General features: G+C 32.6%; 12 protein-coding genes. 6 read left to right on the top strand and 6 right to left on the bottom strand.

Annotation, left to right across the window (positions count from 1 at the left end; translation table 11 throughout):
* Nucleotides 1-43 precede the first annotated feature (43 nt).
* The 5 genes from ACJAZK_RS01555 (at nucleotide 44) to ACJAZK_RS01535 (ending at nucleotide 8,147) form a co-directional block, all read left to right on the top strand.
* Nucleotides 44-2,242, top strand: coding sequence for a bifunctional alpha,alpha-trehalose-phosphate synthase (UDP-forming)/trehalose-phosphatase (locus ACJAZK_RS01555; RefSeq protein WP_415222272.1), 2,199 nt, complete (start codon nucleotides 44-46; stop codon nucleotides 2,240-2,242).
* Nucleotides 2,243-2,795: 553 nt separating this feature from the next.
* A complete protein-coding gene (locus tag ACJAZK_RS01550) occupies nucleotides 2,796-3,206 on the top strand; it encodes a response regulator (RefSeq protein WP_415222271.1) in 411 nt (136 codons plus the stop codon).
* A 9-nt stretch (nucleotides 3,207-3,215) separates the two neighbouring features.
* Nucleotides 3,216-3,758, top strand: coding sequence for a heme NO-binding domain-containing protein (locus tag ACJAZK_RS01545; protein WP_415222270.1), 543 nt, complete (start codon nucleotides 3,216-3,218; stop codon nucleotides 3,756-3,758).
* A gap of 54 nt (nucleotides 3,759-3,812) precedes the next feature.
* Nucleotides 3,813-6,302 carry a PAS domain S-box protein gene (locus tag ACJAZK_RS01540; RefSeq protein ID WP_415222269.1) on the top strand — a complete coding sequence of 830 codons (2,490 nt, stop codon included), beginning with the start codon at nucleotides 3,813-3,815 and terminating at the stop codon, nucleotides 6,300-6,302.
* A gap of 519 nt (nucleotides 6,303-6,821) precedes the next feature.
* Nucleotides 6,822-8,147 carry a M28 family peptidase gene (locus ACJAZK_RS01535; RefSeq protein ID WP_415222268.1) on the top strand — a complete coding sequence of 442 codons (1,326 nt, stop codon included), beginning with the start codon at nucleotides 6,822-6,824 and terminating at the stop codon, nucleotides 8,145-8,147.
* A gap of 121 nt (nucleotides 8,148-8,268) precedes the next feature.
* On the opposite strand, the gene ACJAZK_RS01530 is transcribed toward ACJAZK_RS01535, so the two are convergent.
* The 6 genes from ACJAZK_RS01530 to ACJAZK_RS01505 form a co-directional block, all read right to left on the bottom strand.
* The gene (locus ACJAZK_RS01530; RefSeq protein ID WP_415222267.1) at nucleotides 8,269-9,078 is read right to left on the bottom strand and encodes a T9SS type A sorting domain-containing protein; all 810 of its coding nucleotides are present in this window, start codon (nucleotides 9,076-9,078) and stop codon (nucleotides 8,269-8,271) included.
* A 511-nt stretch (nucleotides 9,079-9,589) separates the two neighbouring features.
* A complete protein-coding gene (locus ACJAZK_RS01525; RefSeq protein ID WP_415222266.1) occupies nucleotides 9,590-14,377 on the bottom strand; it encodes a LamG-like jellyroll fold domain-containing protein in 4,788 nt (1,595 codons plus the stop codon).
* Nucleotides 14,378-15,195: 818 nt separating this feature from the next.
* Nucleotides 15,196-16,662, bottom strand: a complete 1,467-nt coding sequence (locus ACJAZK_RS01520; RefSeq protein ID WP_415222265.1) for a sigma 54-interacting transcriptional regulator — start codon at nucleotides 16,660-16,662, stop codon at nucleotides 15,196-15,198.
* Between the two features lie 116 nt (nucleotides 16,663-16,778).
* Nucleotides 16,779-17,909: a vWA domain-containing protein gene (locus ACJAZK_RS01515; protein WP_415222264.1), complete on the bottom strand. Its 1,131-nt coding sequence runs from the start codon at nucleotides 17,907-17,909 to the stop codon at nucleotides 16,779-16,781.
* A 54-nt stretch (nucleotides 17,910-17,963) separates the two neighbouring features.
* Nucleotides 17,964-18,452, bottom strand: coding sequence for a Crp/Fnr family transcriptional regulator (locus ACJAZK_RS01510; protein WP_415222263.1), 489 nt, complete (start codon nucleotides 18,450-18,452; stop codon nucleotides 17,964-17,966).
* Nucleotides 18,453-18,461: 9 nt separating this feature from the next.
* Nucleotides 18,462-18,776 (bottom strand): hypothetical protein, encoded by a 315-nt coding sequence (locus ACJAZK_RS01505; RefSeq protein WP_415222262.1) that lies wholly within the window; start codon nucleotides 18,774-18,776, stop codon nucleotides 18,462-18,464.
* On the opposite strand from ACJAZK_RS01505, the gene ACJAZK_RS01500 reads away from it, so the two are divergent.
* On the top strand, nucleotides 18,753-21,128 hold the full coding sequence (locus ACJAZK_RS01500; protein ID WP_415222261.1) for a heavy metal translocating P-type ATPase: 2,376 nt from the start codon (nucleotides 18,753-18,755) through the stop codon (nucleotides 21,126-21,128). The two genes, ACJAZK_RS01505 and ACJAZK_RS01500, sit on opposite strands and share 24 nt — an antisense overlap.
* The last annotated feature ends 62 nt before the right edge of the window (nucleotides 21,129-21,190 follow it).

The raw sequence follows: 21,190 nt of genomic DNA, 5'->3' as shown, positions 1-21,190 counted from the left end.
AATAAAAATAATAAAAAAGCTATCGATAATCAAAATATTTAGGATGAATAAAACAATAATTGTTTCAAACAGATTGCCACTACAAATAAAAATCGATAACAATCAACTGCAAGTTAAACCGAGTGTTGGGGGATTAGCCACCGGATTAAAAACTATACATCAAGAAGGAAACAGCCTTTGGATTGGCTGGTCTGGCCTAACAGAAGAAGAGCTAAATAGTGACTTATCAAAACAAGTAAAAGCGCTTATTAAAAAGGAAAAATGTGACACCGTATCACTCACACAAAACGATCTTGAAAATTTCTATTATGGATTTAGCAATCGAACGCTATGGCCTTTATTTCATTATTTCATGGAATATACTGAGTTTGAAAATACGTATTGGGACTCTTATAAAGCGGTTAATCAAAAGTTTGCTGATGCCGTTTTAGAGCATATAGAAGATGGAGATACGGTTTGGGTTCATGATTATCAATTATTATTAGTTCCAAAACTTATTAAAGACAAAAAACCCAATACGACCGTTGGTTTCTTTTTACACATCCCATACCCTTCCTATGAAATATTTAGAACATTTCCTTGGCGCGAAGAATTACTTCATGGCATGTTGGGCGCTGATTTAATTGGTTTTCATACATACGACTATCAACGTCACTTTTTGAGCTCAGTAAAACGAATTTTGAGATTGGATGTTAACTTTAATGAAATTACTTATGATGATCGAGTTGTGAAAGTAGACTCGTTTCCTATGGGAATTGATTATAATAAATTTCATCAATCTGCTCTAAAACAAAAAAAAGAAGAAAAATCTGAACTTCAAAAACGATTAGATGACCATATTCAGTCGAGCAAAGATGCACGAATGATTTTATCTATTGATCGTATGGATTACACAAAAGGCATCCCAAACCGGATTCGTGCTTTTGAATATTTTCTTAATAAATATCCTGAGTATAAAGAAAAAGTTCGCCTAATTATGTTAGCAGTTCCGTCAAGATCAAATGTACCTCAATATCAATTACTTAAACGTGAAACCGATGAACTTGTAGGTCGTATAAACGGTCAATTTTCAACTGTAAGCTGGACTCCAATTTGGTATTTTTACCGCTCAATGCCATTCGAAAACCTTATAGACCTATATACCTCATCACACATTGCAATGATAACACCGGTGAGAGATGGTATGAATCTTGTCGCAAAAGAATATGTGGCCACACGAACTGAACAAGACGGTGTATTAATATTAAGCGAGATGGCTGGTGCTTCTAAAGAAATGAATGAAGCCATGCTTATAAATCCTAATAATTTTGAGCAAATAGCAGATACCCTAAAACAAGCTTTAGAAATGCCCTTAGAAGAGCAGCGTTCCAGAATGGAAATTCTTCAAAAACGTTTAAAACGTTATACTGTTGAAAAATGGGCAGAGGAATTTATGAAATCACTTCAAGCGACTAAAAACTTAGGTGCTGTTATAATTGCTAAACGCTTGAATTCGGAAATTCAGCACGACATGATTTTAAAATTTAATACAGCTAAGCGTCGATTATTTTTATTAGATTATGATGGCACATTGGTGAACTTTAAGGACAATCCTAAAGAGGCAAGTCCAGATAAACAATTATATGCATTGTTAGACACCCTTCAATCTGATGATAAAAATGATGTCGTTCTAATTAGCGGACGAGATAGAGAAACATTTACATCATGGTTTGCCCATAAAGATTATAAGCTTATCACCGACCACGGTGTTTGGTTAAAAATACCTAACGAAGATTGGGAAGCTTTAGAACGTGTTAAAAATGGTTGGATGGAACACATTAAACCTATTTTAGAGACGTTTGTTGACAGAACTCCTGGAACTTTTATTGAAGAAAAGAGGTACTCTTTGGCGTGGCACTATAGAAAAGCAGACCCAGAACTTGCTCAAATTAGAACCACAGAAATTGATACTGTATTAACAAGTTTAATTTCTAATCATGATCTATCTGTTTTAAAAGGGAATAAAGTCATTGAAATTAAATCTAGCAGTGTGAATAAAGGCCGAGCGTCTTCGAGACTACTTAATACTACAAATTATGATTTTATGATTTGTATAGGCGATGATTGGACTGATGAATATATGTTTCAAGAATTACCAAAGTCTGCCTATACTATTAAAGTTGGATTTAAAAAAACTAGCGCTAAGTTTTATATCAAAAACACAGATGAAGTAAGACATTTATTATCTCAATTCATAAAATAAACATTTTTTAATCAGCATTTCTATGATATTCAAATTTATGCTTTTAAAGGTAAAATAGAAAATGATAAACAGAAATAACATTATAATTTTATTGTAGACGGATTTATTATGTCAGCTAAAACTAATAGCGATTTTTAGGCGATACTATAAAACTATAATGATAAAAATTTTAAATTTTATTTTTACACAAAACACTCATTACATTTATATTATAACCTCTATACAACCTAAAAAAGACAAAATGAGTGTAACTATTATTAGCCATTAGGTTCAATCTATAGGTGAAAATCAATTAATCTTAATGAATCTGTATTATTTAAGCCCCCTATTTCAGGTGTTTTATAATATATTGAATATTAGCTATTTAGTGTTTTAAAATAAAAATACTTTTAAATAAATAACCCCAGAACAATTCTAAATCCATTTTTTATTGTAACTTAACTTTATACAGAGAAATCTTACACCACCTATAATCCTTACTTTTTAACAAAAACAACCGCACTATCAGTACAATGAGTATCCCTAGTCTTATTAATTCTTTAATTGAATATCCATGAAAGTGCTCATTGTAGAAGATAACAAAATAGCTGTTATCGGTTTAAAAAGAATAATTTCTAAACATTCAGATTTAGAAATTGAGGTCGCTGTAAATGGTAAAATAGGCCTAGAACTATTAACCAATACCAAGTCAAATTTACCTAATTTTATTTTACTCGATTTAAATATGCCAATAATGAATGGCATAGAACTTCTATCTATTATCAAAAATGATGATAGACTAAAATGCATTCCTGTTATTATTCTTACGACGTCCAATAATATTGACGACTATGAAAAATGCGAACGTTTAGGAGCCTCTGGTTATTTTATAAAAGAAGTTGACTATGAAAAATATAATAATAATATCCTATTAATTTTAGATTATTGGAGATCATCATTTGGAAGACATCATTTTAATAATTAAAATAAAATTATGAAGGGATTTATATTTACTAATTTTTTGGATTTTGTCGAAAAATCTCATGGATTAGAAATGGTAGACGAAATGATTTTAAACACCAATATAGCCTCAGGTGGAGTTTACAGTGCATTTAATAGCTATGACTATAATGAATTGATTACACTTTTAACGTATTTTTCAAAGAAGACAGAGATAAAAGAAGTCGTCCTTTTAGAGAAATTCGGAAAATTTGTTTTTCCATATCTTATCTGTAAGCATGCATATATTACTCAAAATTATTCGAAACCATTAGATTTTCTTGCGAGCATAGAAAATCATATTCATATTGAAGTAAAAAAAATATATAATGATGCCGATCTACCCACTTTTAAAATTAAGAACAGAACTGATAATAAGCTAACCCTCATTTATAAATCTTCAAGAGGTCTAACTTATTTTGCAATTGGTTTGATAAAAGAGTCATTGAATCACTTTAACGTTAAAGGCTCTGTTATTATAGATGACTCCTATGACAAAAACGAAGGCGTAAAATTAGATATCCAATTATTAACATAATTTGTGAAATTTAATTTTAAAGCATTAAAATAATTATTCCAAATAAAGAAATCTGTGATTCCTAATACTGCTAACATAAACATCTTAACAAGAGCACTCAAAAGAGAACGCAAAGCCAAAGAGGTTGCCGAAGGTTTCATTGAAAAACAGCTTATAGACTTCTATAATAAAAATATTTCTCTATCGAAAAGCCTGTTAAGCGAAGAAGAGTTTCAACAAAATCTTTTAGATAATCTAGTCGAAGCCTTAATTGTTGTTGATTTTAAAGGTAATATTTTAAAAATCAATAGGGAAGCACTTAAGCTCATTGGGTTTTCGGAAAAAGAGACACCAAAAGATTTAAGCTACCTCAGTACGAGAAACAAAAAAAAACTTTATAAACTCTTTAAAAAAGAGAGTTATAATGAAAAAAAATTACTTCTATTTGACTTTATAAATAAGAAAAAAGAAAAAAAATATGTAACCATAAAAGCGAGACTTTTAATTAATTCAAAAAACAAACCCTACGCCTATCAAACCATCGTTCGAGACATCACTAAAGAGACTTTAAGAAACAAAAAATTCAAAGAGCAGCAGAAAATATTATATTTTGAAACTTTGATTCTAAAAGATTTATTTGCCACTGATGATATTAAAAGTAATGCCTCAAATCTCGTTAAACATATTGCGGAATTCCTAGGCACTGACGACTGTGTTTTTTATGCCTTTATCAATGAAGAGCTTGTTCAAATGGCTGCTACTGGTGAAAAACTGGATAGCAACAAGAAAATAAAGAACATGCTAAAATTTAAAACTAACCAAGGCATAGTAGGTAGTGTCGCAATAAGTAAAAAAGGTATTATTATACGGGACACTAGTAAACATATAAATTATATTGCTGATGGTAAAATGCGATTTTCTGAAATTACAGTTCCCATTTTATTAGGTGATGAATTAGTTGGAATAATTGATGCTGAGCATCCTGAAAAACATTTCTTTCGCAAACAACAATTAGACGTTTTATCCAAAATCTCTACTTTAATCAGTCTTTATTTAAAAAATGCGATTAATGAACTTGATAAATCAAATAAACAGATTGAATTAGAAGAAGCTAAGCACCGATTAGAAATTGTTTTCAAAAGCGATTCTATCCCTAGAGTCATTGAATCAGCAGATGGTAGCATAGAAAACGTGAGTTATAGCTTTTTAAAAATGTTTAAGATCCCTATTGAAGACGAACAAAAACTAACTGATTTGACATGCAGTTCTGCTAGAGAAATACTGAAATCACATTTTACTACTGAAGACATGTTTATTAGTAGGATTGATGACATTCTCAAAAAGGAGCAGGTCGTTTTAAATGAAATTTTAGAATTAAAAGATGGTAGGTATGTGTCGAGAGATTACACACCTATATTTCACAACAAACGTCTACAAGCTCATATTTGGGGATATAAAGATGTAACCTCTCAAACAAACTATGATAAGAGTTTAGAGCGCCAGAATATGAAGTACAAAAATATTATTGACAATATTAACTTAGGCTTAATGGAGGTTGATAATAATGATATTACCATAAGTGTAAATGATGCTTTTACTAGGATGTGCGGTTATACTTCTGAAGAACTAGTAGGAAAAATAGCTAAAAATATTTTATTAAATAAAAATAATAGAAAAATCATTGATGATAAAAATCGCATCCGAAAAAACGGAGTTGGTGATCTTTACGAAATTGAAGTTATTACTAAAAATGGCGATATAAAATATTGGCTTATTAGTGGAGCTCCTAATACCAATCTTAAAAATGAAGTTATTGGTTCAATAGGTGTTCATTTAGACATTACTCCACTAAAAACTCTAATTGTTAGCAATGAAAATTTAATTTCAGATTTAACGGGCAGGAATGATGAGCTGTCTAATTATGCGCACATGGTATCGCACGATCTTAAAACACCACTAATGACAGTATCCTCATGCATTAACTGGCTAAATGAAGATAATAAGGACCATTTAAACAAAGAAAGTTTAGAATATATCTCTACCATTAAGAGTGCTCTGATTGATATGGATAAGCTTATTTCTAGCACATTGTTATATTCTGGAAATAGAACATCTAAAACAAAAAACAACCCAACAGAAGTGCAGCCAATTGTTGAGTCTATAATAAATATTTTATATCGTGGCGTCATTGATGATATAGATATAGAGGTATTAAAACCACTTCCTTCTATTCATTTAAACGAGGTGAAAACAAGGCAAATATTCCAAAATATAATAGAAAATGCTTGTAAATACAGAGATATAGATAAAAAGAGCTTCATTAAAATTGACTGGGAAGAACATGGTGATTATGTTCAGTTCTCTGTAAAAGATAACGGAATTGGTATTGCTGAAAAACATTTTGATATTGTCTTTAACAGCTTTAAAAAACTAAATAGCAGAACAGATTCTAATGGTATTGGATTGTCAATTGTTAAAAAAATGATTGTATCTAATGGCGGTAAAGTTTGGTTTGACTCAAAAATTGGAGTAGGTAGTACGTTTTACTTTACTATAACTAAGTAATAAACTTAGAAATTCATTGTATTTATTTTTATGGTTGTTAAACTAATGAAACTTTGGGTCCTTGATAAGGCGTTAAAGGTAAATGGGAAACATTATACCTAATTTAAAATATTTTATTAATGCTTTACTTATATTGAAGAGAAGAGATACTCTCTGGCTAGATATTATAGAAAAGGAGGCTTAGAACCCCCTTAAATTGAAAGCATAGCCATTGATAATGATTTAACAGGTTTAACTTCTAATTATAATCCTACTGTTTTAAGAGGCAAAAAAGACATTGACATTAAATTTAATAGCTTAAATAAAGGCTAAGCATCCACAAAACTATTTAATACTTCAAATTATAATTTTACGTTTTTTATAGCTGATGTTTGAACAAATAACTACATGTTTCAAGAATTGCTAAAATCTGTATATACTGTTAAACTGGGCTTTAAAAAAAATGCTACTCAGTTTTATATCAAAAATACAGATGAAGTAAGAAACTTATTTTTTAAATTTATAAAATAAATAATTTTTATGAAAGCACTATTTCTATTTCTCATAGCAGTGACCAGTATTTCTGCTCAAACCCATCAAAAAATCTATGATATTATTGATACTGTTTCCGAAGAAAGATTAAGACAAGATGTAAAAACGCTAACAGAGTTTGGCACAAGAAACACATTTAGCGATACCACAAGTACCACGCGAGGAATTGGAGCCGCCAGACGTTGGATAAAAAATGAATTTGAGACTATTTCTAAAGATTGTGAAAACTGCCTCAATGTATTTTACCAAAAAGATTTTGTAACCAAAGAAGATAATCGTCGTGTACCTCATGATGCTTGGGTAGTCAATGTTATTGCAATACAAAGAGGCACAAAATACCCAAACCGTTATATCATAATGAGTGGCGATATAGATTCTCGGGCTAGTGATACTATGGATTTCATAACAGATGCTCCTGGAGCAAATGACAATGCTTCTGGTATGGCTGGAGCCATTGAAGCGGCGCGAGTATTATCACAATATAAATTTGAAAGTAGCATCCTTTATGTTGGTTTATCTGGTGAAGAGCAAGGCTTATTTGGTGGGGAAGGGTTAGCAAAATATGCACAAGATAAAGGTTGGGAAATTATTGGAATTTTAAACAATGACATGATTGGAAATATTGAGGGTGTAGATGGAATTATTGATAATCGCACTTTCAGAATATTCTCTGAACCTGTACCTCCAAACGAAACTCAACAACAAAGAACTGCTAGACGATTTTATGGTGGAGAAGTTGATGGGATTTCTAGACAGTTAGCTAGATATGTCCACAACACCGTTAAAACCTATATGCCAGAAATGAACCCGATGATGGTCTATCGTTTAGATCGTTTTGGACGCGGTGGTCATCATAGACCATTTAATGATTTAGGGTTTCCAGGAATTAGAATTATGGAAGCACATGAAAATTACACACAACAGCATCAAGACATACGCACTGAAAATGGTATTAATTATGGAGATACATTTGAGCATGTAAACTTTGGTTATGCTAAAAAATTGACAGCAGTAAATGTAATTAATATGGCAAGTTTAGCCTCTGCTCCTCCTGCGCCAACTACAGTTGCAATTGGTGGTATTGTAGAAGCGTCTGTCAAACTAAAATGGAATACTGTTGATGGAGCCAAGGGCTACAAGATATACTGGAGAGATACAACATCTCCCACTTGGGACTACAGCAGATATGTTGGTAATGTTAATGAATTTAGTTTGGAAGGTATTGTGATTGATAATTTTTACTTCGGAATTGCATCTGTCGATAAAGACGGTTTTGAAAGTGTTGTTGTATTTCCAAATGAAATCATGAGATAGATAAATAGTTTGTTTTATGGAATATAAGGTTTTACTTTTAGATTTTCTACTCCAAACGATATCGTATTGAAATAAAAAAAAACCGCTCGAAAGCGGTCTTTAAACTAACATGAAAAACTAACTAATTAACTAAAATTTTCTTTGAATTAATACCATATTCAGTACTTACAATAACAATATAGGTACCTGTGCTCATGGCATTAGTATTGATATTTATTTTATTATTTGAATTTGATATATTCGACGTGTATACAGATTGTCCTAAAAGAGAATATACATTTACACTTTCGATATTAATATTAGCATTGTTGACTATTTCAATCTTATTTGTTGCATAATAAAAACGTATATCTAATTGATTCTCTCTAGTTTCAATTTGAGAGACACCCAATGTTTCTGGTTGAGCAAATACAATTTCAAATCTATTTAAATACACTCCAGCATCTAAATACACTTCATAAGCTCCGTCTTTAATACTATGATATTCACCTAAAGTTTTATCATGCATAAATATTTTCATTGTACTAGGAATATTTTCAAGTTTATGAATTGAAATCGTATTGATACCATTAGCATAGGTATGCATTCCTATTTTAATAATAGTTTCTTCATTAATTTCATTGATACCTTGCTCAATAAATTTTCCTGAATTAATTAACCAGTACATATCCTCATCTTGCACTGCATCAATTGCTGTATCAAAACCTGAATCGTATCCAGACGTTGCACTTTCGTCTGCCATTACAAATAATTCTCTTTCGTATGTACCAGCAGAATTTAGCATTAGACTAATCTTCATTCTTTGATCTGAATCATCAGAAACGTTTGAAGGATTAGTGGCGAATAAACTCGTGGCACTTAATACTAGAATAAAAGCTCCTACGAAAGATTTTTTAAAATTTTTAAGTAAAATTGTTACCATAATTTTCATAATTACATGTTAATAATAATGATGCAAAACATCACCGCTTAGTTAAATTCTCTTTTATTAATAATTGTATGTTTTAAAGATTTATAAATAAACCTTTAACTTTGAGGGAGAATACTTCGCTTATGAAAAGTATTAGGATTAATCTTGCATTGAAAGAATATTTTGGAACTAAAATGGATGTTTAATTTCCTAGGCTTGGGGCCAAATATTTAATTGTAAATGCTACAATTCCAATACAAGATCAAAGGTAAAATCAAAGTACGGTACATCGATTACAAACCCGATAATTTGCATTACATTCTCGTTCAAATGAGTAAAAAGGTTAATATAATCGATTATGTGATAGTCCTTTTAAACACATAATGCTAACCACATAGATTACTACATATCAATAAATTACAAAATAAAGCTGATTATACTTTTAGTTTTCTTCAAAAGATAAGATCATCTTAAAAACAAAAAGGCCACCTCTAGGAGGCAGCCTTTTTATTGACTTAATTTAAAAAACTAACTAATTCACCATAACCTTCTTTGATACATGTTCTTTTTCGGTTTTTACTTTTACAACATAAACCCCAATACTTAATGATTTTGTATCTAGCTTTATTTCATTCGCTGTCGTTAAAGCATTTGAGACTAATACACTTTGACCTAGTATTGTAATGATCTCGTAGCCTTCAATACTCAAATTTTGAGGATTTAAAATTGTGATATCTTTATTATCTTTATCATATAAGATGTCTAATATGTTTGATTCTATTTCTGCCGTTTCTAAACTTAAGGTATCTTCATTGTTAAATACAATTTCAAAACGCTCTAAATGAATACCTGCTTGAGAGGTAAAACTATAATCTCCTTCCTGGAGATTAAAATATAATCCTAATTCTATATCATGAAGAAAGATATCCATAGCGTCTGGTATATTCTCTAATTTATCAATAGAGATACTATTTGAACCGTCTTCTGATGTATGGATGCCTATTGGAAGAACTGTTTCGGTTGTAAGATTATTAATACCTTGAATTACAAATTTACCGTCATCTATCAACCAATACATATCTTCTGCTTGGTTCTCGTATAACGCTGCGTCATAACCCCAATCATAGCCCATTGTTGCATTTTCATCTGCTGTAACTAATATTTTTCGAGTATATGTATTAATAGAATTAAATTTTAGTCCTATTTTCATTCGTAGGTCTCCATTACCTTCTGAGCCTTGATTAATTGAAGATGCCGAATCGGTTCTCATAAACGTAGATGCATTAGTCGCTTCAGTTTTAAATATACGCTGACTATTATTAAATCTAATAGTTCCTGTGTTTTCTCCTACGACAAAGAAGCCTTGTCCAACTGGAATATATCTACCTGGAAGTTTAGTTCCTATCAATGAGTTTTGGTCTACATCAGGATCTGCTGTACCATAAGCAACAGCTGGAACTGCGCCTGCTAAATTATAAGTTGCGTAACCTCCTTGATATTCTGCTAAATTATGAGAACCACCACCCCAATGTTCCCAAAAATATAATGTTCCTGTTGTATTACCACTACCTTCAATAGTAGGCGCATTTTCCATGATAAAAGCGTGCGCATCTATTGCAGAAGCATAAGGGTTTCCTACTAAATAATCATTCCCTGCTGTTAAAGGTAAAGTGATATCCCCATTATTAGGTTTTCCCTTTAGCACATAATTTTGTTCTAAGGATACGTTCCCAGAAGTATTGGTTACACCCTTCATGGTAAACCCTTCACCAGGACTTAAATTACCAGTACTTCTTAAATGTTGCCAAGCTGAATACATATCATCTGGCTGATTGGCGAACTTCCAAATCCAATAATCTGCTATACTAATTGGCGAACCAGCATTACCATCATATCCACTGGTTATAAAATTTATATTTATTGGTGAAACCGTATTTGTACCATCTTTAAAGATGGAGTTCACTGTATAATTTGTATTATTAGATAACGCACTTGTGCTTCCAACAGGAGAGGACCAATAATTATAAGTAAATAAATCTCTAGTTCCTTGCTGATCCTTTTCTAAACTCCCAGAGCTTGAAATATCTAAATCACTTTTTATAGTTTGTATTAATTGCGATTCACCTTGTAAGTCGATATCACCATTTAATTTCAAATAGTGCGTTACAGTCAAACCAAACCCCGTTTTTGTAGCGTTGTTTCCCGAAATAGTTATTTTATTTGAATTCACAAATAACCCTAGTAGCGATCTGTTTCCAGAAGTAATAGAAGTATTATCTAAAGTCAAATTGTGTGAGGTTTGAACAATATTCCAATCTATATACGTTGATGAATTCACAATCGACTTCGCTCCTGGAATCGTCTGAAGTGCACCATTAGCCCATGTAGAACTAGTTTCCCAATTGCCATTAGTATTCGATGCATATGGTAACGGAGCTGTTTGCCTATCTACGGTATTTAAGTTCCTAAGAGCACCTTGATGCCCATTTCCAGAAGCATCTTCCGTATTTGTATAGGTATACACCGACATTGGATAATATCCTGCTAGCTTAGACCAAGGAATAGATCCTACATCATTTTTAGAAATTGTTATTGGCATTATTTTACCTGCAACAAAATTAGAGTTGTCTTCTATTTCTTGATTCATAATAAATCTCAATTGAGCAGGAGTAAGCTCTATATCCCAAATACGAACTTCATCAATATTCCCTCCAAAATGTTGTATCGGACTATTTTTACCAGCAGCTGCAATGTAGAAAGATTCGTTTGTATCAATTGGATTAGTTTTGTTGGCAGAAATATCTAAAACACCATCTATATATATAGAAGCTTGAGTACCGTCATAAATCACAGCAACATGATGCCATTCATTCTTCGGAATAGCAGTATTAGATACTAAAATCTGGTCAGATCCATTTTTCCAAAACATTTGAATTTTATTCGTATTTAAAATCCTTAAATCGTAACCTTTAGTAAAAGGGTTATCTCTTTTAGAAATAATTGATTTTACATAAAAATCTGATGGATCTCTTTTTATCCATGCCGAAATAGTGAACTCAGAGTTATTTAGGTTTAAAGCATCTTCCATATCCACATAGTCAACATTTCCATCAAACAATACTGAACGTGCCACTTCAACCCTTGGAGCATATCCAAAAGTGATGTATTTTGTCCCATCAAAATCATAATCTGTTTCAAGATTACCATTACCATCTGATATCATTATTCTATAATCTGCAGTTGGGTCAAAAACACCAGTGCTAGATATAAACATATAAAAGCTGCCTGGAGGTATGATATTTCTAATCGCATCTTGTGGTATTCTAACTTTTACTGAAGGAATATCTCCACCAGTTTCCATTACTTTCCAAACACGTTTCATTGCTGTAAAAGACACATTTGTAGTTAAAGATGGAGAGATACCTGAACTCATATTTACAGATATTGTGGATGCCGCTAAATTTAAATCTTCACCATTATTTCCCCATACCAAGTATTCACTATTATCGAACTTTACGGAATTAGATGTTATATTCGCCGTATTTGTATCGTATATATCGTCTAAACCCATAGTGATAATTCCTTCTGTTCTTCCACCTCCATCTTCAGCATCATTGACACTTCTAGATTGTTTTTGGTATAATTCTGAAACATCATCCCTACCAATACCTGCAATATCATAATTATAACCAACGTTAACAGATTGATCCCAAATGAGATTTCCATTGCTATTCACATAGTCTTGCGAAGTACCATTTACTCCTAAGGTAATACCGTATTTAATGGCAAGGTAAGACTGAATCCTATTGCGCTCTTGTGTTAAATCACCATCAGACTTTCTAGAATTATAAGTAATAACCTCAGCAATACGACCATCAAAACTTCCATTCCAATACTGACTTCTTCCCAACCAATATCTACCATTATTAATGATTTTATATTTAGCGATATCATTAGTTGCTGTTCCAACTTGATTAGCATTGAAGAACAATTCCATATCTAGGAGTGCTGCATTTTGTCTAACATTTACTATTTGTATTTGGTTGTAATCAGTTCCCGTCCCAGTATCGGCTCTACCATAACCATTTTCATAATTAGGATCACTAGAGGACGTTTCATTAGTCGTCGCTATACAATAAGCAAGTCTTTCATTATTAAATCTAGCTGTATATCCTCCATACCCAAACCCAGTAATATCCTCAGTATAAGTCTTGCCGTCAGGATCAGTACTTGTAAACGTATCTAATGGAATCATTGACGCTGTTATTATAGGGTCTGGCATTAATACAACAAACATATCATTTGTATTAAAGCCACCTGTTCCTTTCAATTCATCTCTACTTCCATTACCAATAATATAGGTCATGTCACGATTTGCAGTAGTATTATTATTCTCAAAATCAATAACAGGATTAAAATTAAAGTTACGTGCAATACTGTTTCTGTAAACTGGCTCTTGACCAGGAACTACAACCTCTGCATTATTCCCTTTACCCATATCGACCCATTGACTAACAGGAGAACCATCTGATGCATGAGTGATCCCATTTAACTTATCGGCCTTTAGCCATAAATCTAAATTTGATGTTATTCCTCCTGGTGCTTTTGTAGGTGTACAAAATGAAACTCCAGATATCTTAACGTCGTCAAGGTATATCATGTCATTATCGTCGCTTGCGTCACAACGCACTCTAAATCTCGCATTATTTCCGGCTGGAAACGAATGATCTGTTTTAAATATAGTTACTGTTTTACTATATCCTATAGCTGCAGTAGTCGCCTCAAAATCTGCTGTTTTATTTGCAACGGAACCACTAACAAAAGTTCCAACAATAGTCCAATTGGAACCTGCATCACTACTATATTCAATAAAAAAATCTTCTCCATTCTCCATTCCATTAGGTTTGAAAAAGAATTTAAAATCTACTTTGTCAAGTGTCGAAATATTAAATAATGGAGATAAAATTGATGAGGCATTACCACTAGCATCATCATCCCTTAATCTTATACTATAATTTCCATTATACGACCATGAAGCATTATTTATTCTTTGTGCGTCGTCACCGCCAATCGTCCATCCATTTAATCCACTTTCAAAAGTTGAGAAGTTTATAACGGTAGTTTCACAAGTAGTCAAAGACGACTCTGAAGTCAGATGTTGTATATCTAACGAATTTGAGACTGTATTACTGGGAGAGTTCGTTAAGCTATTAGCTTCAGTTTGCTGAGCAAACGCTAAAAATGTATTAAAAACGAATAAGAAAATTAAAATAAATAACTTTGTGATAATAGACTTTTCAAAGTAGTTAATAGCTTTCATAATAATAGTTTTTAATGATGTATGGCACCATTGTTTAAGTAAATCCCTAATTATTTAATAATAATTTTTTAGTGGATGTATCGATGCTAATACAATGTATAGCAGTGGACACAACGAGGGACATACTTTCGTTATTACGAAATGTATTTTGGATTAATTAGATATTGAAAAAAATAATATGAAGCGTATTACCAGTTTAATAACTACGTGCATGACATAAGATAGTCCAAAGTTGTCTATAAAACAGTCTTCAGAAAAATAAGACACGACGCAACAGCTGGTGCTGTATTAAATAGGTATTAAAGTTTCATAGGCTTGGGGCCAAATATTTCATTGTAAAAAATTATTTACAATACCAACATCCTGCTCAAAGTTATAATTTCAAAGGCCAAATATAATAATTATACAGATAAAGTGTAATATAAACTCGATAAAGTGCGTAAAAAATTAATATAATCGATGAAATACGCTATATAACTGAATAAAAAGCCAGCATAAAAATAATCTATTCAACGTATTAAGTCTCAAATTTGAGTCAAAACAGCTTAAAACAAGACCAAGCTAGAAACCTTATTTTATCAATAATTACCATTATAAAATAGTGTTTATTTGACCTTCTATAACGTCAAAAATGCAAACACTATGTCTACAAAAGAAAACATAGAAGTGTTTGGTGTACATGAAATAAAATTACTCTTTTTATATAAACATCTATTTACCTCGCTAAATCACGAAACAACACAAAAAACAAGACAAAAAAAATCGCAGAGATTTTTAAACTCTGCGATCCTAATGTTAACAATAGAGATACGTAGTTATTATATCCCACTAATATAACTTCCATAAGGGTCCTTAAATTGAATCCCTTTAGTAAAACGGTATTTACTCAACTGCTTAAATTCTACTAAAGCCCAAAGCACAAATTCCTTTACAAAATAACTCTCCTCTTTTTTAAGGTTAGGTTGATGTTCTGCCAATAAATCTCCTAATGGAGAAACAGCATCTAATAAAGCCATATATTCTTTATCTCTTAAATCATCTAAGATTTCAAACCCATCTTGTTCGTTGAAAAACCAAGAAACAATAGCGTCATAAGGCGTATCTTCATCTTCTTTCCTTAACTTTTCTATCTTCGGAAAGAACTCTGGAAACAAACTCTTTACTGCCTCACCTATTAAATTATAAGCGACCATTGCAGCACCTTCTTGCTCGCCTTCATAAACCAACTCTACTTTACCTGTGATTGATGGTATAATCCCAACAAAGTCACTCAATCGCAACATCGTTTTAGCATCTCCTACACGCAAAGCACGACGTTCTGCTGTACTCAACAAATTCTCTAAAGCGGTTATACTTAAACGCGCACTCACACCACTTTTTGAATCTATGAATTCACTTTCTCTTGCTTCAAATACAATTTGCTCTAAAAGATCACGTGCCAAATCGGGAACAATAACTGAATCTTTTTGAGCTTCTACAACTTTAGCTTCTTGCTCGGTAATTAAACGAGCAGTTTCAATATCTGTTGGGTAATGTGTTAAAATCTGACTCCCAATTCTATCTTTTAAAGGTGTTACGATACTTCCTCTATTAGTATAATCTTCAGGGTTTGCAGTAAAAATAAATTGGACATCTAATGGCAGTCTTAATTTAAATCCACGAATTTGAATATCACCTTCCTGTAAAATATTAAATAATGCGACTTGTATTCTCGCTTGTAAATCTGGTAACTCATTGATCACAAAAATGCAACGGTTGGCTCTCGGTATCATTCCGTAATGAATCACGCGATCATCTGCATAACTTAATTTTAAGTTCGCAGCTTTAATTGGGTCTACGTCACCAATTAAATCTGCCACAGTGACATCAGGCGTTGCTAATTTCTCGGCAAAACGCTCGCTTCTATGCATCCATGTAATTGGTGTCTCATCACCTTTTTCAATAATTAATTCCTTAGCAAAACGCGATATTGGGTGCAGTGGATCATCATTAATCTCAGAGCCTTCCACCACAGGAATATACGCATCCAATAGATTCAACATTAGACGTGCTAATCTTGTTTTTGCTTGCCCGCGAAGGCCTAATAAATTAATATTATGCCTTGATAATATGGCGCGCTCTAATTCTGGAATCACAGTGTTTTCGTAACCGTGTACACCTTCAAAAGTCGTTTCTTTATTTTTAATTTTTTCAATCAGGTTATTACGCAATTCATCTTTTATAGATTTTGATTGATAACCTGCTTTTTTTAATTCTCCTAGTGTTTTTGTAGTTTCAATTTTCATATTCCTATCCCTAACCCTTTCCAAAGGAAAGAGAACTGTTTTGGGCTTTTTAAATTTTAATAATTATAAATTTTTTGTTATTTGCTCCTTCCCTCCGGGAAGATTGGGATGAGATTTCACCCCTTTATACGTTTCTTCCTATTCGTCTCATAATCTTCAAAAATCATTTCACCTAAACCTTTCAAGCCTGTATAAAATGCTTTGCCTTGATTTGCTTTTGTGAATTCTTGAACAAATTGCATCAAGTATTGATCTTGAGCAATCATAAAGGTGGTTATAGGTATGTGCAGTTTTCTAGCTTGACCTGCCATAGCATAACATTTATTTGTAATGTATGGATTAAGCCCATTACTATCCTTATAATATTGACCATCAGGGAGCTTCAGGCAACTTGGTTTACCATCAGTTATCATAAAAATTTGCTTATTCGTATTGCGTTTACGTCTTAACAAATCCATTGCTAATTGTAAACCAGCGACTGTATTTGTATGGTAAGGACCAACTTTGAGATATGGTAAGTCTTTAATTTCAATTTGCCAGGAGTCATTCCCAAAGACAATAATATCTAACGTATCTTTAGGATAACGTGTCGTAATTAATTCCGCAAGCGCCATCGCTACTTTTTTTGCAGGTGTAATTCGATCTTCACCGTACAAAATCATACTGTGACTAATGTCAATCATTAATACGGTACTCATTTGAGATTTATGCATCGTTTCTTCAACCACCAAATCATCTTCAGATAGCCTAAAATCATTAATACCATGATTTATTTGCGCGTTACGAAGACTTTCGGTCATGGACACTTTATCTAGAGCATCCCCAAATTGGTAGTTTCTAAAATCACCAGTATGCTCGTCACCAAGCCCTACACCTTTACTTTTATGATTACCTTGACCACTTCGCTTTATGTTTCCGAAGATATGCTCTAAAGCTTGTTGGCGAATAGCGCGTTCCGTTTTTGCGGTTATCGCCATTCCTTCACCGTTTCCATCTGGATCGATTTCTTCTTTAATGTACCCTTTATCCTTTAAATCTTCAATAAAATCCTCAATAGTGTATTCTGCAGTCGTTAATTCATATTCCTTATCTAATTCTCGAAGCCAAGAAATAGCTTCATCAAAATCTCCAGACGTATGCGTAATTAACTCTTTAAAGATCTCAAAGAGCTTATCAAAAGGCGATTGGTGTGGAGATTCATAAGGTTTAAAAACGAAACCTTTTTTTAATTTATTTTGTTCTTTCATAGCTGTATAAAAATACAACTATTTCAATTCAATTATCGTAAAGTTTTTATAAAACTATTCGATACGTTTCAGATTTTCGAGATTCTCAATTTTTATCCGTTTTCCTTGCGTAGAAATCAAATTATCTTTCTTAAACTGTGAGATAATTCTAATTGCAGACTCAGTAGCAGTCCCAACAATATTGGCGTAGTCCTCTCTTGATAAAATCAAATTTAAATAACCGCTATCGTCCACATCAAAGGTTTTTTCAACATACATAATTGCTTGTGCAAGGCGCTGTTTTACCGTTTTTTGTGCCATGTCAATTAAACTGCTTTCAGTATCTCGTAAATCTTTAGCCAAATGCTGTAATACATCAAAAGAAAATACTTGATTGTTTTGCAAAGGGTCAACTATTTGGTCTTTTGGTACATAACACAATTCAATATCATTAAGCGCAACAGCACTCAAATTGGTACGCTCATCACTTATTATAGACCGCTGACCAAGAAGTTCACCCTTACCTAATAATTTTACAGTTTGATCTTTACCATTTGGACTCAACTTGGTCAATTAAGCGACACCGTCACGAACGCAAAATACGCCGTTTAAAGACGCTCCTTCATCAAAGATAACTTCTCCTTTTTTATAGTATTTGGTGGTCTTACAATCTGACACACGTTTTAACTCCTCCTTAGTTAATGTTCGCATTGAGTTTAATTGTCTTGCTATGCAATGTTCACATCTACTCATACCTCGTATTTCTAAAGTTTCCATTTCAAAAACAATGAAAACATGATAAAAATCATATTTTAAATCCACATCATTTTCAACCTTTGTAATAGGTATAAATGAGCAAATATTATGGACAACATTTCTTGTTTCCACTGTGGTGACGATTGCAATAAAGCGATCATAGCCTTTGATGATAAAAACTTCTGTTGTAATGGATGTAAGACGGTTTATGAGATTTTCTCAGAGAATGACTTGACTTGCTACTATGATTTACAAGCAGCTCCTGGTGCTGTCCCAAAAGAAATTCAAGGTAAATATGATTTCCTTTCTCAAGAAAATATCATTGAAAAACTCACCGAATTTAACGACGGAAACACACAAATTACGACCTTATACATTCCATATATTCACTGTAATTCTTGTATTTGGATTTTAGAAAACCTCAATAAATTAAATCCAAATATATCGTCTTCTCAAGTAAACTTTGGAAAGAAAACTGTTCGCGTCACCTATAATTCTGAAATCACATCGCTTAAAGAGGTTGTTTTATTATTAGCTACAATTGGCTATGAACCTTACATTTCACTTGACGATTTTAAAACCGGTCAACAAAACGTCAATAGAAGTCTCATTTATAAGTTAGGTGTTGCTGGCTTTGCCTTTGGTAATGTAATGTTCTTATCATTTCCAGAATATTTTCAAGTAGATGGTTTTTGGATAGAACAATACAAACCCGTATTTCGATGGTTAATGTTCGCCTTTTCTTTACCCGTTGTTTTTTATGCCGGACATGATTATTTTGTCTCAGCATATAAAGGATTACGATCTAAATTATTAAACATTGATGTCCCAATTGCATTAGGTATTGCGGTTCTATTTATAAGAAGCACCGTAGACATCATCTTTGATTTCGGCTCGGGCTTTTTTGATAGTCTAACAGGACTCGTATTCTTTTTGTTACTCGGTAAATTCTTTCAGCAAAAAACATATACATTTTTATCTTTTGAACGCGATTACAAATCGTATTTCCCAATTGCGGTAACTAAAATATCTTCGAAAATGGGCGAACACCCAATCCAAGTCTATGACATTAAAAAAGGTGATCGTTTACTTATTAGAAATGAAGAACTAATTCCTGTTGACGGCATCTTAATCAACGGAAAAGCAAGAATTGACTACAGTTTCGTTACTGGAGAATCTGAAACAGTAAGTAAAATATCGGGTGATAAATTGTTTGCTGGAGGTAAACAAACCTCTGGAGTTATCGAGATGGAAGCGCTAAAATCTGTAGAACAAAGTTACCTCACACAGCTGTGGAGTAACGATGTATTTAGCAAAAACAAGGAAGACGGCTTCACAACCTTAACTAATAAAATTAGCAAAAAATTCACGATAGCAGTACTCAGTATTGCTTTTGTTTCAACAACGTTTTGGCTTTTTGCGGATGCTTCAAAAGCAGTGAATGTTCTCACTGCAGTTCTCATTATTGCCTGCCCTTGTGCCATTGCACTCTCTGCTCCTTTTACCTTTGGAAATTTACTGCGCATCTTCGGAAAGTTAAAATTCTACGTCAAAAACGCTTCTGTTATTGAACAGCTGGCTGAGATTAACACCATCATTTTTGATAAAACTGGCACCATCACGTCCAACAAAAAAAGCAGAGCGCAATATGATGGAATGGATTTAAACCCTTCAGAAGAAACATTATTAAAAAACACACTTCGTGGTTCTAATCATCCATTAAGCAGAACGCTTTATGATATTTTGGATGAACATCATATTATTTCACTCAATCATTTTGAAGAACATTTAGGAAAAGGGATTGTAGGAACTTACAACGAAAATCATATAAAAATTGGATCAGCAAGTTTTGTCGGCACTCAAGAATCTACAATTCTAAACACGCAAGTACACATTAGTGCAAACAATAAATATAAAGGAAAATACACCTTTTATAATAGCTATAGAAAAGGACTATCAAAATTATTCAACAAACTGAAGAAGAACTACGATTTAGTCATTCTGTCTGGAGATAATGAAGGTGAATTTGACAATCTCAAAAAGTTGTTGCCTTCAAAAACGAAACTAATTTTCAATCAAAAACCAAATGATAAGCTAGACTACATTAAATATCATCAAACTGAAGGTGCAAAAATCTTGATGATTGGTGACGGTCTAAATGATGCTGGAGCATTAGCTCAAAGTAACGTTGGCATTGCACTATCCGAAAACGTGAATGTGTTTTCCCCTGCTTGTGATGCCATTTTAGATGCTTCAAAACTCAATCAGCTTAACAAATTTATTAGTGCTTCAAAAAGTGCTATCAAGATTATAAAATGGAGTTTTCTGTTGTCATTTATTTACAACATTATAGGCCTCTACTTTGCAGTCACAGGACAATTAGCTCCGGTTATCGCAGCTATTCTCATGCCTTTAAGCTCTATTAGCATCGTCGTATTTACCACTATTGCCACTAACCTTTTGGGTAGAAAAATCCCATCCTAAATCCTTCCCAAAGGAAAGGGCTTTTACGGATAAGAGAAACTGAGTAAGCACATAGTAGTTCC

This window comes from Psychroserpens sp. (assembly GCF_047633235.1).
GTDB lineage: Bacteria > Bacteroidota > Bacteroidia > Flavobacteriales > Flavobacteriaceae > Psychroserpens.
The sequence above is the reverse complement of the archived record's forward strand: the minus strand, read 5'-3'. Positions and strand labels throughout refer to the sequence as shown.

Bases quoted from the DNA above. Each gene is read 5' to 3' on its own strand.
- ACJAZK_RS01555 (WP_415222272.1), top strand. From the start codon at position 44: ATGAATAAAACAATAATTGTTTCAAACAGATTGCCACTACAAATAAAA.
- ACJAZK_RS01535 (WP_415222268.1), top strand. From the start codon at position 6,822: ATGAAAGCACTATTTCTATTTCTCATAGCAGTGACCAGTATTTCTGCT.
- ACJAZK_RS01545 (WP_415222270.1), top strand. From the start codon at position 3,216: ATGAAGGGATTTATATTTACTAATTTTTTGGATTTTGTCGAAAAATCT.
- ACJAZK_RS01525 (WP_415222266.1), bottom strand. From the start codon at position 14,377: ATGAAAGCTATTAACTACTTTGAAAAGTCTATTATCACAAAGTTATTT.
- ACJAZK_RS01500 (WP_415222261.1), top strand. From the start codon at position 18,753: ATGGACAACATTTCTTGTTTCCACTGTGGTGACGATTGCAATAAAGCG.
- ACJAZK_RS01515 (WP_415222264.1), bottom strand. From the start codon at position 17,909: ATGAAAGAACAAAATAAATTAAAAAAAGGTTTCGTTTTTAAACCTTAT.
- ACJAZK_RS01530 (WP_415222267.1), bottom strand. From the start codon at position 9,078: ATGAAAATTATGGTAACAATTTTACTTAAAAATTTTAAAAAATCTTTC.
- ACJAZK_RS01520 (WP_415222265.1), bottom strand. From the start codon at position 16,662: ATGAAAATTGAAACTACAAAAACACTAGGAGAATTAAAAAAAGCAGGT.
- ACJAZK_RS01550 (WP_415222271.1), top strand. From the start codon at position 2,796: ATGAAAGTGCTCATTGTAGAAGATAACAAAATAGCTGTTATCGGTTTA.